Annotated in this window: 16 protein-coding genes; 11 read left to right on the top strand and 5 right to left on the bottom strand. The window is 63.7% G+C overall.

From position 1 onward, the window contains the following. The first annotated feature begins 2 nt into the window (after positions 1 to 2). The 4 genes from sdhA (at position 3) to gltA (ending at position 4,219) form a co-directional block, all read left to right on the top strand. Positions 3 to 1,778, top strand: a complete 1,776-nt coding sequence (sdhA, locus tag WJ542_RS22645; protein WP_411191721.1) for a succinate dehydrogenase flavoprotein subunit — start codon at positions 3 to 5, stop codon at positions 1,776 to 1,778. Between the two features lie 28 nt (positions 1,779 to 1,806). Continuing rightward, on the top strand, positions 1,807 to 2,508 hold the full coding sequence (locus WJ542_RS22640) for a succinate dehydrogenase iron-sulfur subunit (protein ID WP_411189532.1): 702 nt from the start codon (positions 1,807 to 1,809) through the stop codon (positions 2,506 to 2,508). 18 nt (positions 2,509 to 2,526) lie between these two features. Next, positions 2,527 to 2,793 carry an FAD assembly factor SdhE gene (locus tag WJ542_RS22635; protein ID WP_027797784.1) on the top strand — a complete coding sequence of 89 codons (267 nt, stop codon included), beginning with the start codon at positions 2,527 to 2,529 and terminating at the stop codon, positions 2,791 to 2,793. A 124-nt stretch (positions 2,794 to 2,917) separates the two neighbouring features. Then, positions 2,918 to 4,219: a citrate synthase gene (gene gltA / locus WJ542_RS22630; protein ID WP_411191720.1), complete on the top strand. Its 1,302-nt coding sequence runs from the start codon at positions 2,918 to 2,920 to the stop codon at positions 4,217 to 4,219. Positions 4,220 to 4,320: 101 nt separating this feature from the next. Here the strand turns inward: gltA and WJ542_RS22625 are convergent, their stop codons facing one another. Then, positions 4,321 to 4,785 (bottom strand): VOC family protein, encoded by a 465-nt coding sequence (locus WJ542_RS22625; protein ID WP_411191719.1) that lies wholly within the window; start codon positions 4,783 to 4,785, stop codon positions 4,321 to 4,323. A gap of 269 nt (positions 4,786 to 5,054) precedes the next feature. Between WJ542_RS22625 and WJ542_RS22620 the strand changes: the two genes are divergently transcribed. Then, the gene (locus WJ542_RS22620; RefSeq protein WP_411191718.1) at positions 5,055 to 6,371 is read left to right on the top strand and encodes a sensor histidine kinase; all 1,317 of its coding nucleotides are present in this window, start codon (positions 5,055 to 5,057) and stop codon (positions 6,369 to 6,371) included. A gap of 33 nt (positions 6,372 to 6,404) precedes the next feature. After that, positions 6,405 to 7,061 carry a response regulator transcription factor gene (locus WJ542_RS22615; RefSeq protein WP_411191717.1) on the top strand — a complete coding sequence of 219 codons (657 nt, stop codon included), beginning with the start codon at positions 6,405 to 6,407 and terminating at the stop codon, positions 7,059 to 7,061. Positions 7,062 to 7,100: 39 nt separating this feature from the next. Here the strand turns inward: WJ542_RS22615 and WJ542_RS22610 are convergent, their stop codons facing one another. The 4 genes from WJ542_RS22610 to WJ542_RS22595 form a co-directional block, all read right to left on the bottom strand. Then, entirely contained in the window at positions 7,101 to 7,511 is a 411-nt protein-coding gene (locus tag WJ542_RS22610) for a tellurite resistance TerB family protein (protein ID WP_411191716.1), read from the bottom strand. A gap of 68 nt (positions 7,512 to 7,579) precedes the next feature. Beyond that, positions 7,580 to 7,837, bottom strand: a complete 258-nt coding sequence (locus tag WJ542_RS22605) for a TFIIB-type zinc ribbon-containing protein (protein WP_411191715.1) — start codon at positions 7,835 to 7,837, stop codon at positions 7,580 to 7,582. Positions 7,838 to 8,022: 185 nt separating this feature from the next. Beyond that, positions 8,023 to 9,006 (bottom strand): TerC family protein, encoded by a 984-nt coding sequence (locus WJ542_RS22600; protein WP_411191714.1) that lies wholly within the window; start codon positions 9,004 to 9,006, stop codon positions 8,023 to 8,025. 161 nt (positions 9,007 to 9,167) lie between these two features. Continuing rightward, complete coding sequence (locus WJ542_RS22595) at positions 9,168 to 10,064, bottom strand: MipA/OmpV family protein (RefSeq protein WP_411191713.1); 897 nt, start codon at positions 10,062 to 10,064, stop codon at positions 9,168 to 9,170. Between the two features lie 637 nt (positions 10,065 to 10,701). Between WJ542_RS22595 and WJ542_RS22590 the strand changes: the two genes are divergently transcribed. From WJ542_RS22590 to WJ542_RS22570, 5 genes are all read left to right on the top strand, one after another. Then, positions 10,702 to 11,519 (top strand): IS5 family transposase gene (locus WJ542_RS22590; RefSeq protein ID WP_411186887.1). Its coding sequence is split into 2 segments (ribosomal slippage): positions 10,702 to 11,050 and positions 11,050 to 11,519, totalling 819 coding nucleotides; the frame shifts between segments, so codons are not numbered across the junction. A 454-nt stretch (positions 11,520 to 11,973) separates the two neighbouring features. Then, on the top strand, positions 11,974 to 12,627 hold the full coding sequence (locus WJ542_RS22585) for an energy transducer TonB (RefSeq protein WP_411191712.1): 654 nt from the start codon (positions 11,974 to 11,976) through the stop codon (positions 12,625 to 12,627). Between the two features lie 75 nt (positions 12,628 to 12,702). Next, positions 12,703 to 13,632 carry a MotA/TolQ/ExbB proton channel family protein gene (locus tag WJ542_RS22580; protein ID WP_411191711.1) on the top strand — a complete coding sequence of 310 codons (930 nt, stop codon included), beginning with the start codon at positions 12,703 to 12,705 and terminating at the stop codon, positions 13,630 to 13,632. 15 nt (positions 13,633 to 13,647) lie between these two features. Continuing rightward, positions 13,648 to 14,073: an ExbD/TolR family protein gene (locus WJ542_RS22575; RefSeq protein ID WP_411191710.1), complete on the top strand. Its 426-nt coding sequence runs from the start codon at positions 13,648 to 13,650 to the stop codon at positions 14,071 to 14,073. A 19-nt stretch (positions 14,074 to 14,092) separates the two neighbouring features. Next, on the top strand, positions 14,093 to 14,521 hold the full coding sequence (locus tag WJ542_RS22570) for an ExbD/TolR family protein (RefSeq protein WP_027797795.1): 429 nt from the start codon (positions 14,093 to 14,095) through the stop codon (positions 14,519 to 14,521). The last annotated feature ends 44 nt before the right edge of the window (positions 14,522 to 14,565 follow it).

Genomic DNA, 14,565 nt, shown 5'->3' with positions numbered 1-14,565 from the left:
GAATGGCTGCAATCAAGAACTCCCTGCCGCGTCGCAAGTTCGACGTGGTGATTGTCGGCGCGGGCGGCTCGGGGATGCGCGCCTCGCTGCAACTCGCGCGCGCGGGCCTCTCGGTCTGCGTGCTCTCGAAGGTGTTCCCCACGCGCTCGCACACGGTGGCCGCGCAGGGCGGCATCGGCGCGTCGCTGGGCAACATGAGCGAGGACAACTGGCACTACCACTTCTACGACACGATCAAAGGCTCCGACTGGCTCGGCGACCAGGACGCGATCGAGTTCATGTGCCGCGAAGCGCCGAACGCCGTGTACGAACTGGAACACATGGGCATGCCGTTCGACCGCAACGCGGACGGCACGATCTACCAGCGCCCGTTCGGCGGCCACACGGCCAACTACGGCGAGAAGCCGGTGCAGCGCGCCTGCGCGGCGGCTGACCGGACCGGCCACGCGCTGCTGCACACGCTGTACCAGCAGAACGTCGCGGCGAAGACCACGTTCTTCGTCGAATGGATGGCGCTCGATCTGATCCGCGACGCCGAAGGCGACGTGCTGGGCGTGACCGCGCTGGAAATGGAAACGGGCGACGTCTACATCCTCGAAGGCAAGACCACCCTCTTCGCCACGGGCGGCGCGGGCCGGATCTTCGCGGCCTCGACCAACGCGTTCATCAACACCGGCGACGGTCTGGGCATGGCGGCGCGCTCGGGCATCGCGCTGCAGGACATGGAATTCTGGCAGTTCCACCCCACCGGCGTGGCCGGCGCGGGCGTGCTGATCACCGAAGGCGTGCGCGGCGAAGGCGGCATCCTGCGCAACGCGAACGGCGAGCGCTTCATGGAGCGCTACGCGCCCACGCTCAAGGACCTGGCACCGCGCGACTTCGTCTCGCGCTCGATGGACCAGGAAATCAAGGAAGGCCGTGGCGTGGGTCCGCACAAGGACCACGTGCTGCTGGACCTCTCGCACATCGGCGCCGAGACGATCATGAAGCGTCTGCCGTCGATCCGCGAGATCGCGCTGAAGTTCGCGAACGTGGACTGCATCAAGGAGCCGATCCCGGTCGTGCCGACCATCCACTACCAGATGGGCGGCATCCCGACGAACATCCACGGCCAGGTCGTGGGCACCGCGAAGGGTCACGAAGACCCCATCAACGGCTTCTACGCGGTGGGCGAATGCTCGTGCGTCTCGGTGCACGGCGCGAACCGCCTGGGCACGAACTCGCTGCTGGACCTCGTGGTGTTCGGCCGCGCGGCGGGCAACCACATCGTCAAACACGTGAAGGAGCAGCGCGATCACAAGCCGCTGCCGGCGGACGCGGGCGAGTTCTCGCTGGCGCGTCTGGCCGCGCTCGACAATTCGAGCTCGGGCGAGTACGCGCAGAGCGTGGCGAACGACATCCGCGGCTCGATGCAGAAGCATGCGGGCGTGTTCCGCACCTCGGCGCTGCTGGAAGAAGGCGTGAAGGACATCGCGCAGATTGCGGAGCGCGCGAAGCACATCCACCTGAAGGACAAGTCGAAGGTGTTCAACACGGCGCGCGTGGAAGCGCTCGAAGTGGCGAACCTGATCGAGGTTGCGCGCGCAACGATGGTGTCGGCCGAAGCGCGCAAGGAAAGCCGTGGCGCGCATGCGCAGAGCGACTACGAACATCGTGACGACGAGAACTGGCTGCGCCATACGCTGTGGTTCAGTGAAGGCGACCGGCTCGATTACAAGCCGGTGCACATGCAACCGCTGACCGTCGAGTCTGTGCCGCCGAAGGCGCGTACGTTCTAAGGCAAGAGCCAGTCAAAAGGAATCGGAAATGGCCAAACGAATTTTTGAAGTCTACCGCTACGATCCGGACAAGGACGCGGCGCCGCGCATGCAGACGTACGAGCTGGAACTCACGCACGAGCGCATGCTGCTCGACGCGCTGGTCAAGCTCAAGGAAGTGGACGAGACGCTGTCGTTCCGCCGCTCGTGCCGCGAAGGCGTGTGCGGCTCGGACGCGATGAACATCAACGGCAAGAACGGTCTGGCGTGCCTGACGAACCTGAACGACCTGCCGGCGAAGATCGTGCTGCGTCCGCTGCCGGGGCTACCGGTGGTGCGCGACCTGATCTGCGACTTCACGCAGTTCTTCAACCAGTACCACTCGATCAAGCCGTACCTGATCAACGACACGCCGCCGCCGGAGAAGGAGCGCCTGCAGTCGCCCGAGCAGCGCGACGAACTGGACGGCCTGTACGAGTGTATTCTGTGTGCGAGCTGCTCGACGTCGTGCCCGAGCTTCTGGTGGAACCCGGACAAGTTCGTGGGCCCGGCGGGCCTGCTGCAGGCGTACCGCTTCATCGCGGACAGCCGCGACGAGGCCACGGGCGATCGTCTGGACAACCTGGAAGATCCGTACCGCCTGTTCCGCTGCCACACGATCATGAACTGCGTCGATGTTTGCCCGAAGGGTTTGAACCCCACCAAGGCGATCGGCAAGATCAAGGAACTGATGGTGCGCCGCGCCGTTTGAGGCGGCGTCCTTGCTCAAATGGAATCACACCAGTCTGATCCCCACCGCCGGGCGCGCCTACGCTGGCGCGCCCGGCGCGGTCTGCTCGAAAACGATCTGATTTTCGAGCGCTTTTTCGACCGCTATGAGCATGACCTCAGCGATGCCGACGTGGGCGCTCTCACGCGCCTGCTCGAGCTGAGCGATAACGACCTGATGGACTTGCTGCTCGCACGCAAGGAACCAGAAGGCGACCTGGCCGACCCGGACGTGAAGCGGGTGCTGGAATTGCTTCGCAACGTCTGAGGTGCGGCGGTGCCTGCAGTTGCCGTATCTGCCGCCGTCGCCGCAGTAATCGTGCGGCGGCAGGCGCCGCGCCGGACGTGCAAACTATCGAATCCTGTGTTTATCCTTCGATTGAGGATGTGCTATGACCCCGTCTGATGTAAAAGCCACGCTATCGTTCAGCGACAATTCGCCGAGCGTCGAACTGCCGATCTACAAGGGCACCCTGGGCCCGGACGTGATCGACATCCGCAAACTGTACGGTCAGACCGGCAAGTTCACGTACGACCCGGGCTTCATGTCGACGGCGTCGTGCAACTCGGCGATCACGTACATTGACGGCGACAAGGGCGAGCTGCTCTACCGCGGCTACCCCATCGACAACCTCGCGCAGAACGCCGACTTCCTCGAAACCTGCTACCTGCTCCTGAAGGGTGACCTGCCGAACCAGGCCCAGAAGGACGAATTCGTGAAGACCGTCACGCAGCACACGATGGTTCACGAGCAGATGCATTTCTTCTTCCGCGGCTTCCGTCGCGACGCGCACCCGATGGCGATTCTGGTTGCGGCAGTGGGCGCGCTTTCGGCCTTCTACCACGACTCGCTCGACATCAATAACCCGCGTCACCGCGACATCTCGGCGATCCGCATGATCGCCAAGCTGCCGACGCTCGTCGCCATGGCGTACAAGTACTCGATCGGCCAGCCGTTCGTGTATCCGCGCAACGAGCTTTCGTACAGCGCGAACTTCATGCACATGATGTTCTCGAACCCGTGCGAAGAGTACAAGGTCAACGACGTGCTGGTGCGCGCGCTCGACCGCATCCTGATCCTGCACGCCGACCACGAGCAGAACGCCTCGACCTCCACGGTGCGTCTGGCCGGTTCGTCGGGCGCGAACCCGTTCGCGTGTATCGCGGCCGGTATCGCCTGCCTGTGGGGCCCGGCGCACGGCGGCGCGAACGAAGCGGCGCTGAACATGCTCGAGCAGATCGGCTCGCCGGACAACATTCCCGAATTCATCAAGCAGGTGAAGGACAAGAACTCGGGCGTGAAGCTGATGGGCTTCGGTCACCGCGTGTACAAGAACTACGATCCGCGCGCGAAGCTGATGCGCGAGACGTGCTACGAAGTGCTCAACGAACTGGGCCTGCACGACGATCCGCTGTTCAAGCTGGCGATGCAGCTCGAGAAGATCGCGCTGGAAGACGAATACTTCGTGTCGCGCAAGCTGTACCCGAACGTGGACTTCTACTCGGGCATCGTGCAGCGCGCGCTGGGCATCCCGACGTCGATGTTCACCTGCATCTTCGCGATGGCGCGTACGGTGGGCTGGATTGCGCAGTGGAACGAAATGATTGCCGATCCCGAGCAGAAGATTGGCCGTCCGCGTCAGCTCTTCATCGGCGACGCGTCGCGCGAAGCCAGGCCGATCGCGCAGCGCTAAGCCGTGTCGTGCGGCGGTGCGCCCTTCACGGCGCACCGTGTGGGACGTAAAGACCAAACACCCCGCCGGGTCCGCCCGCCGGGGTGTTTTAATTTTTCGCCTCAGATCCAGCCGTCGATCTTGAACCCGCTCGCTTGTTCCGCTTCTTCGCGCGTGACTTCGCGGATCGTCTCGCCAAAGCTCCACACGTGACCCTCGGGGTCGCTCACCACATAAACGCGGTCGCCGTAGAACTGATCCGCGATCTCGCGCACGACGGTTGCGCCGGCGGCGCGTGCGCGTTCGTAATGGGCGTCGATGCCGCTCTCCAGATGCACGTGCACCGACTGCGTGTTCTTGCCTTCGGCGTCGGCCGGGCTCGCGTAGGGCATGCCAGGCCAGCCGCCGCCGATCATCACGTAGCCCTTGCCGAACCGCATTTCCGAATGGGCGAACTTGCCGTCGGGCGTGGTCACGACGAATTGCCGCTCGAAGCCGAACGCCTTCTCCAGCCAGTCCAGCGCCGCGAACGGGTCGCGATAGTAGGCGGCCGAGGCGAAAGTCGGCCGGGATGACGTTGTGCTCATGGGGGCGTCCTCATCAAAAGGTCGGTGCGCCGAATCTAGCACTGTCGCGCGCGATCTGCCAGTTGCGTGCGAGCTTGACCACGCGCTAACCCGACACCATCCACATCGGCACCGATACGGCACTCTTTTGCCGCGACGGGGGACATAGCAGACTGCTCAAGCGATCCGGCCAGTGCCTCGCCGTTGAACGGGACGCGCGAGGGAATCCGATATGATGGAGCGCTCCTTGCCGCGGTGCGGCGCGCTTGTCCTGTCTCACGAGATTGCCCATGTTCTTCGCAGCGAACTCCCTGCACCGCCGGCTCAGCCTTGCACTGGGTTTGCTGGCGATCCTCGTTGGGCTGCTCGGCTCGCTCGGGACGTTTCTCGTCGTGCGCGGTCTGGCCTCGGAGTTCAACGCGAGCCTGCGCGATGCCGCCGCACACGTGCAGACCGGCGTGCCGCATCCGGCCTCGGCAAACGACGCGCGGCGGCGGTTTTCCGACGATCTCGTCGTGCAGATCTGGTCGGAAACAGATAGCGCCGTGCCGACGCGCACGAGCAACCCTTCCGTCAAGCTGCGTCGCGGGCTGGACGGTTTCTCGACGGTCGATTACGACGGCGAGACATGGGACGTCTTCGGGCTCGCGGCAGGCGACGAATTCATTCAGGTCGCCGAATCGCGCAGCGTGCGCAATCGCAATGCCGTGCGTGTGGCGTTCTGGACGCTGTTGCCGGTGCTCGCGCTGCTGCCGCTGCTTGCCCTCACGAGCGCCATTACGGTACGTCTCACGCTGCGTCCGCTCGAACGCATGGGGCAACGCGCGGCCTGCGTCGATCTGCACAACCTGCAGCCGCTCGATATCGCGAAGGCGCCCGTCGAGCTGCGGCCGTTTCTCGACTCGATCAACCGCATGATCGAGCGGCTTTCGCTGCTCGTGAACGCCGAACGCAAGTTCGTTGCCGATGCCGCACACGAGCTGCGCTCACCGATTTCGGCCATGCAGTTGCAGATCGATAATCTGGGCCACGCGCCCGCCGATCAGTATGCCGAACGTTTCGCCGAGCTCAAGCATGGCATCGCGCGCACGGGTTCGCTCGTTTCGCAATTGCTGGGCCTCGCGCGTGCGGAGATCGGCAGCGCGCAGCGTATGCTCGCCGAGGTGCCGCTTAAGCAGGTCGTGAGCGACGTGATGGCGGATCTGCTGCCGTTCGCGTATGCGCGCGGTGTGGACCTGGGCGTGGAGCGTCTTGACGACGCGAGCGTACGCGCGACCGAGGCCGACATGCGCATACTCGTGCGCAACCTTGTGGACAATGCGGTCCGTTACGGCGGCGAGGGCGCGCAGGTCGACGTATCGGTACAGCGCGAGGCGCAGAGGATCGTGATCGAAGTGCGCGACAGCGGCCCCGGCATTGCCGAAGCGGACTTGCCACGCATATTCGACCGTTTCTTCCGCGCGGGCGCGAACGACGTGGAGGGCAGTGGACTGGGGCTCGCGATCGTAGAGGCCGTGGCCCAAAGCTATCGTGGAAGCGTCACGCTTGCCAACCGCGCCGATGGGCAGTCGGGCATCGTCGCGCGTGTCGAACTCCCGCGCCAGTGACGCGCTCGAATGCCGGAGAGAGAGGACATTACGATGCGGATTCTGCTGATCGAAGACGATCTGCTGATCGGGCCCGCGCTGCTGCGCGCACTGAAGGACGCGTCGTACAGCGTCGACTGGGTGCGCACGGGCGAGAGCGGCCGCGCGGCGATACGCGACGGTTCGTACACCGCGATCCTGCTCGACCTCGGGCTTTCGGACATGAGCGGTCTTGACGTGTTGCGCGGCCTGCGCGCCTCGAACGACACGACGCCCGCGATCATCATCACCGCGCAGGACGGCGTGGATACGCGCGTGGAAGGTCTCGACCTCGGCGCCGACGATTACCTCGTGAAGCCCTTCGAGAGCAAGGAACTGCTCGCGCGCATACGCGCCGTGGTGCGGCGCAAGTCGGGCTTCGCCTCCGCGGCGATGGGCAGCGGGCGTGTGACGCTCGACATCAACGCGCGCCGCCTCACGTTCGACGGTCAATCGGACGACCTTTCCGCGCGCGAATATGCGCTGATGCTGGCGCTGCTCGAACGGCCCGGCGCGATCCTCTCGCGGCAGCAACTCGAAGAGCGGCTCTATGGCTGGGGCGAGGAGGTGGAAAGCAATGCCGTGGATGCCGTGATTTACAGTGTGCGGCGCAAGTTCGGCCACGCCGTGATCCGCAACGTGCGCGGACTGGGCTGGGCCGTGTGCGTTTGACATGGGCGCGGCGAGCGCGAGGCTCGCCGCGCTTCCGGCTCATGAGGCGAGCAGGCGCTGTCGCGGATGGGTCTGCCATGCTTTGGAGAGCGAAGCGAGCAGCGCCGCCTCCGTATCGGCGACGTGGCGGTCGGCATAGATCGCCACGTAGCAGAGATTCAGCACTTCCGCGCGCAATTCGGGATCTTCCAGTTCGCACATCACCTGCTGCATGACGTCGGAGTCCACCTTGCACGCGTCGCTCCAGTTCAGGTGCGAATTCGTCAACAGGTCTTCGCACAGAGCCTGCAGGATCGCGCCGAATTCACCGGGCGCGAGCCCCAGGCGCTCGGCGATGCGCGCGCGATGGAGTGCGGTGAGCTCGTCGCTGCTCAGGTGGCCGTCCGCGAGCAGCGCGATGGCGACGATCCGGCCGGCGGCCTGTGGGCTGTTGCAGGAATAGGTACGCATGATCAGGTGTCCTTGTAACGTTTGAACCGGGCGATTGCGGGTCGATTGTGGGTTGAAGGCGGCGCGGGCTAGTCGAACAGATCGCCGAGCCACGACTTGCGGCGTCGCCCGTGCGAATCGTGACGGTCGTACGCATGGCGTGGCGATCCACCCGCGTGGCCGCCGTAGCCGTCGTCCGCGCGGCGCGGGGGCGTCGTTCGGTCGATCAGCTTGTCGAGTTCGCCGCGGTCGAGCCAGACTCCCCGGCACTGCGGGCAATAGTCGATTTCGACGCCTTGACGATCCGCGAAGGTGAGGGTCGCGTCAGGGCATTGCGGGCATTTCATGATGGGCTCCGTGATGAGTGGACAGATCATCGAGGGAGGCGCCGGTGGGGCGCTGCCTCGATGAAAACCATCGTACGGGTGCAGAATGAGCGAAAAATGAGGAAGTGCGAGACGCGGCCGGGGTGGGGCCAGCCGCGTGAGGGGGAAGGTGGCCGGGCGGCGCTCAGGAAGCACTCAGGAAGCACTCAGGAGGCGCGCGGGCCGGCGACCGGGCGCGTCCTGAGCAGCGAGACGATCACGCCGCCGGCGAGCAGCGCCGAGGTCACGCCGAGGCTCACGCCCGCCGGAATCTTGCCGACGAAGCCGTGCAGAAAGATCTTGGCGCCGATGAATACCAGCACGAGGGCTAGCGCGTGCTTGAGGTAATGAAAGCGATGCGCCATGGCGGCGAGCGCGAAGAAGAGCGCGCGCAGACCGAGTACGGCGAAGATGTTGCTCGTGTAGACGATGAACGGATCGGTCGTGATCGAAAAGATCGCGGGAATCGAATCGACGGCGAAGATCAGGTCTGCGAACTCGATCATCAGGAGTGCGACGAAGAGCGGCGTGGCCCAGAGCGTGATCTTGCCGGTGACGGGGTGCGCGCGCCACACGATGAACGCGCGGCCTTCCGGCCGCGGCGTGATGGGGAGCACGCCGCGCAAAAGGCGCAGGAGCGCGCTGTCCTCCGCGTCATGCGCTTCCTTCGAGCCGAACAGCATCTTTACGCCGGTGAGTGCAAGGAATACGCCGAACAGATAGAGGATCCAGTCGAACTGCGCAACCAGCGCCGCGCCAAGCCCGACCATCAGCGCGCGCAGCAACAGCACGCCGACGATACCCCAGAACAGCACGCGATGCTGGTACTGGCGCGGCACGGCGAGCGCGCCGAAGATCGACGCGATGACGAACACGTTATCGAGCGAGAGCGATTTTTCGATCAGATAGCCGGTCACGTACTCAGTGGCAGGAACGGCACCGAGCTGCCACCAGATGAAGCCGCCGAACAACAGGCCGATGGCGATGTAGCCGAGCGAAAGCCAGAGGCTCTCGCGTATGCCGATCTCGCGATCTTTCTGGTGCAGGACGCCGAGGTCGACCACGAGAAGCGCGATCACCACCGCGATGAAGGCGGCCCAGAGCCATGCGGGCTGGCCGAGGAAGCTGGCGGCGAAGAGCGACGGAAACATGAGTGCAGGTCCTTGACGGTGAGTGGGAGGGCCGTGCTGCGGAGGGGGCGCCGCTGTGCACTGAACGTATGGGCCTTCGCCCATACGGAGAGCTTAGCGACGGAAAATGAGCAGGAAATGAGGCGTGGAGGCGTGGCCGGGCAGGGGGGCGAGCGGAGGAACTAGAACTGATAGTTAATCGAAATGTCGCACACGCCATTGGTTTTCGACTGCACGACCGGGCTCTGCGCGGCGCTGCCGAGCAGGCGCCGGAGCGCGCCGTCGGCACTCACGAACCAGTGCTTGTTCACGAAGTAGACCATCGTGATGCCGAAGCCGGCCGACTTGAGACCCGCGCCCGCGCTATACGGCCGGTAGCCGGAGTCGACGGCCTGTTGCGGCGTTACGCCGAACCAGCTTTGCATATAGCTGGAATCGGCCAGTGTGACCGAGGGACCCGCGAACCAATAGAAACTCTGGTTGCTGCCCGGCAGCGGCATGTAGGCTCCGAAGTCGCCGCTCCAGCCGTTCGAGCCGCCGAAACTGCGTGTAAAGGCGGCCCGCAGCACGAGGGGAAAATCCTTCGATATCACGTATTCACCGGCGATCTTCATCTCCGGAGCCGGATTGATGTTGCCTAGCCCGTTCAACTCTGGCGGATCGTCGTGCGCGCGCCGTCCGAGGTCGTACACGGCGGCCACGCTCACTCGCCAGTTTGGACCCTGCAGGACGTTCACGCCGATGCCTTCGCCGGTGGAGGCGAACAGGAGATCCTTGTAGCGGATGTCGATACTGGGCCCGGCCAGCATGTGATAACGGTCGGAGCCGTCGTAGCGGGGTTCGAAGGTCGAACCTATGCCGAGGCGCACTTCCCAGTCGGGTTGCTGCGGTTCGAACATCTTTTCCAGCGGGATGCCGGCCGAATATTGCCATTCGCCGAGCGGCGAGGGGGTTTGTGCCTGTGCATGCAAGGCGGCACAGAGAGCCCAGGCGGCGCCGGCGATACGCAGCGGCAGCGTGCCGCGCGTTTGCCTGTGCCAGGTGTGTATGTTTCGCGCAACACGGGTTGCCAGTGTCATGACGCCTCCAGCGCACATGGGGGGACCGCGATTCGCCCGATAGCTTCCGGTGCTTCAGCAAGCGATGTACCCGGTTGGGCGAGGCGGGCGTAGCACGCAGGCTCCGCAAGACCTGGGGCGCGGGCCGTTTCGACCCTTGGGGTGAACTAAACCGCTTCTGCCGGAGCAGGGGTTCTCAAAATAGTTGCGCTAGCAACGACAAAGGCGGTTCATGGCCAGGAAAAGAAGAAAGAGGCCATACGGGACAGGGCAGCCGTGAATTTCATCGCCGCCGTCCGGAATCCTTTGTTTCCTGTTAAATCAGGATGCCAAACAAAAAATACGAATGATCAAACAAGGAAATCGCCATGGCCCGGAAGCGTGCGGATTGAACGAGGAGGAGGGAATTTTATCCTTTCAAAATGAAAGATTAAAATTCAGTAGTTACAGAGAAGTGAAATCGATTTACAGCCAATCTTGTTATTTATTTGTAATTTTGTGCGATGGATATCGCGAATGCTTATTTTGCGGGCGCCTGGAACCCCCTGCAGGAGGGGATGGCATGAATTTAGAAACGGTTTCAAAAAGAGTTCGTAGGGGCTGTTAACCCGTAACGCAACCTGTTAACCTCGATTGTTGTGACAACAGGATCGAGGAGATGGGCAAACCAATCATCGACGACGAACTGTGGGCACTGATCGAGCCACTGCTACCACCAGCGAAGCCACGCCGCTTCAAGTATCCGGGTCGCAAGCCGGTACCGGATCGGGCTGCGCTGACCGGCATCTTGTTTGTGCTGAAGACCGGCATCCGCTGGCGAGATCTGCCAGCGGAGATGGGATGCGGCTCCGGCGTCAGTTGCTGGCGCAGGCTGCGCGATTGGCAGCAAGCCGGCGTGTGGGATCGACTGCACGCACTGCTGCTGGCGAAACTGCGAGCGGCCGGGAAGATCGACTTCTCCCGCGTCGTCGTCGACTCATCGTCGATTCGCGCGGTTGGGGCGGGCGAAAAACTGGCCCGAACCCCACCGATCGAGCACGACCTGGTTCCAAACACCACATCGCCACCGACGCTAACGGCACGCCGATCGCGGCAATCCTGACCGGCGCCAATCGTCACGACGTTACCCAGCTGATCCCGTTGATCGAGGCCATCGTGCCGATTAGCGGGGTGCGCGGCAGGCCGCTGAGTCGTCCTGGCCGTGTCTACGCCGATCGTGGTTACGATCATGACAAGTACCGGCGCCTCCTGCACGTGCGCAACATCCCCACCCGCATCGCACGGCGCGGTCACCCGCACGGTAGCGGCCTTGGAAAAGTTCGTTGGGTCGTCGAACGTACCCATGCCTGGTTGCATAACTTCCGCCGTTTGCGTATTCGCTTCGAACGCCGTGCGGACATTCACGACGCGTTCCTCAAACTCGGTTGTTGCCTGATCTGCTGGAACACTCTTCAGCGAACTCAACAGCCTTTATGAAACCGTCTCTTAGAGCCATTCTTCTAAACACCGTATTCTCCCATCAAAAAAAGTTTGCTCATTCTGTTTTTGTCTTGCTATCTTTCCGAACGCTGAAACGAAACTGAAACACGCCTATGTTGCGCATTATCGCTGGCGGTATTTCACGGACGATATGAGCGGGCTGTCGGAAAAATTCTCGTAAACCCGAACACCAGGGTTAGTACTACTTATCGTCAGTCTGGCAAGGATGGCTTGCCTCCGGGTTCCGGCGAGACAGAAGGATTTGCCGCTGCGGTCGTCCGTATCCGTTTCGTAGTCCGATTGAAAGTGTGGTCCGACGTTCCTGAAGTTCGACCGTCAGACCTCGAAACTGGTTCGCTGCGGTAAAGAAAAGGGGCGCCCGGCGCCCGAGGGAGCGAAGGTGGTGATGAAAGTGCAAGTGGATGTTCCAGCCGGGTCCGGTCGGCCGGGCATGCCTGGCCGTCCGCGCGAATACGGACGCAAGCAGCAGAATCCCGCGCGCCGCTATGGCGGCATCGCGGCAGTGATCGCCCTGCATGTGGTGCTCATCTATGCGCTGGTCAATGGTCTTGCCAACAAGGTCGTGCAGGTCATCCAGCATCCCATCGAAACGAAGATCATCGAGCCGGTGAAGCCGCCGCCTCCCCCGCCGCTGCCCGTCGTGCAGTTGCCGCCGCCGAAGTTCGCGCCGCCGCCGCCGCCGTTCGTGCCGCCGCCCGAAGTGCCGGTGCAGGCGCCGCCCCAGCCGACCATCACGCACCAGGCCGCGCCCGTCGTCAGCGCGCCGGTGACCGCGCCGCCGGCGCCTCCCGCGCCGGCCGCCAAGCCGGTGAGCCATGAAGTGGGCGTGGTGTGCCCGAATTCGGACGAGATCCGCGGTTCGATCGCTTATCCGAAGGAGGCGCAGGAAAACAACGTGACGGGCGACGTCCTCATCGAATTCGTCGTGGACCCGCAAGGCCATATCACGAACGAGCGCGTGGCCAAGTCGTCCGAGGACAGCAGCCTCGACGGCGCGGCGTTCAACGCGGTGAAGAAGTTCAATTGCATTTCGCAGGGGCAGCCGGTGCGTGTGCAGGTTCCGTTCTCGTTCACGCTGAACTGATCGAGCACGCAATCCGCACCGGATGAATGTCATTACTCACGTTTTAGTAGTTCTAACGGATGAACTGGAGCACGCATGAAGAAGCGTTCCTATGCCGCACTGGCGGCCAGCATGTTGATCGCCGTCGCCACGGTTGATACCTTTATCGCACCACAGCTTGCCAACGCGCAGGCTAGCGACGCCACCGCTGCCGCATCGGCCCCTGCCACGGCGTCCAGCGCGGACGCGAGCACGGCTGCACCGGCGCCCGTCGCGTCGGCCGCCGCCGACCAGGCCGTGCCGCCGCCCGCTCCGGCGACCTCGGAGACGGTCACCAACCCCTACGGCCTCGGCGCCCTCTGGAAGAACGGCGACTTCGTCGCGCGTTTCGTGCTGATCCTGCTCGTCATCATGTCGATGGGTAGCTGGTACATCATGATCACCAAGTTCTTCGAGCAGTTCCGTGCGAACCGCCGCGCGAAGATCGCCGACGAACAGATCTGGAGCGCACCGTCGCTCGCCGAAGGCGCGAAGCAGCTCGAAGAGACGTCGCCGTTCCGCTTCATCGCCGAAACTGCGATCGATGCCGGCGCGCACCACGACGAAGCCCTGCTCGAAACCGTGGACCGCAACACGTGGATCGACGTGTCGGTCGAGCGCTCGATCACCAGTGTTTCGAATCGCCTGCAGGATGGTCTTGCTTTCCTCGGTACGGTCGGCTCGACGGCGCCGTTCGTCGGCCTGTTCGGCACGGTGTGGGGCATCTATCACGCGCTGACCGCCATCGGCATCGCAGGCCAGGCGTCGATCGACAAGGTCGCGGGCCCCGTCGGCGAAGCGCTCATCATGACCGCCATCGGTCTGGCGGTCGCGGTGCCGGCCGTGCTGGGCTACAACTTCCTCGTGCGCCGCAACAAGGCCGTGATGGAGCGCGTGCGTGCCTTCGCCGCGCAGCTTCACGCCGTCGTGCTGGCGGGCGGCAAGCGTGCTCGCAATACGGCACGCACCACCGCGATGGCTGACTGAGCAAGGGGGCACGCCATGGCCATGAGCGTTGGAGGCGAAGGCGACGAGGACGAAGTCATCTCGTCCATCAACACCACGCCGCTCGTCGACGTGATGCTGGTGTTGCTGATCATCTTCCTGATCACGATTCCGGTGGTGACGCATACGGTGAAGCTCGAGTTGCCCAAGCAGACGGTGACGCCGCTGCAGACGCAGCCGAAGAGCATCGAGATCGCGGTGAACCGCGATGGCGACTTCTTCTGGTACGAGCAGCACATCGATGCGCCGACGCTGCTCGCGCGCCTGAAGACGGCGTCCGCGCAGACGCCGCAGCCGGAAGTGCACATCCGCGGCGACCAGAACACGCGCTATGAGTTCATCGGCCGCGTGATCACGTCGTGCGAGCGCGCGGGTATCGCGAAGGTGTCATTCATTACGGAGCCGCCGGCGCGCGGCGGCTAAGGGTAAGGAGAGGGCGGTTATGGGCATGAACGTATCGTCGGGCGGCGGGAGCAGTGAACCGGAAGTGATGGTGGACATCAACACCACGCCGCTGATCGACGTGATGCTGGTGCTGCTGATCATGCTGATCATCACCATTCCGATCCAGATGCACGCGGTGAAGATGAATCTGCCGGTGGGTAATCCGCCGCCGCCGGCAGTGCAGCCGGAGGTGGTGCAGATCGATATCGACTTCGACGGCACCACGACCTGGAACGGCACGCTCGTGCCCGACGAGGCGACGCTGGAGCAGAAGTTCTCGCAAGTTGCGGCCGAACCGGACCAGGCGGAGATTCACCTGCGTCCGAACCGGCTCGCACCGTACAAGGACGTAGCGGCCGTGCTGGCGGCGGCGCAGCGGGAAGGGGCGACGAAGATCGGCCTGATCGGCAACGAGCAGTACATGTAGTGAGGAAATGAGAGTGAGCAGCCTTCCTGATCGTTTGAAGAAAG

Source organism: Paraburkholderia yinzeri (assembly GCF_046581065.1).
GTDB lineage: Bacteria > Pseudomonadota > Gammaproteobacteria > Burkholderiales > Burkholderiaceae > Paraburkholderia.
The sequence above is the reverse complement of the archived record's forward strand: the minus strand, read 5'-3'. Positions and strand labels throughout refer to the sequence as shown.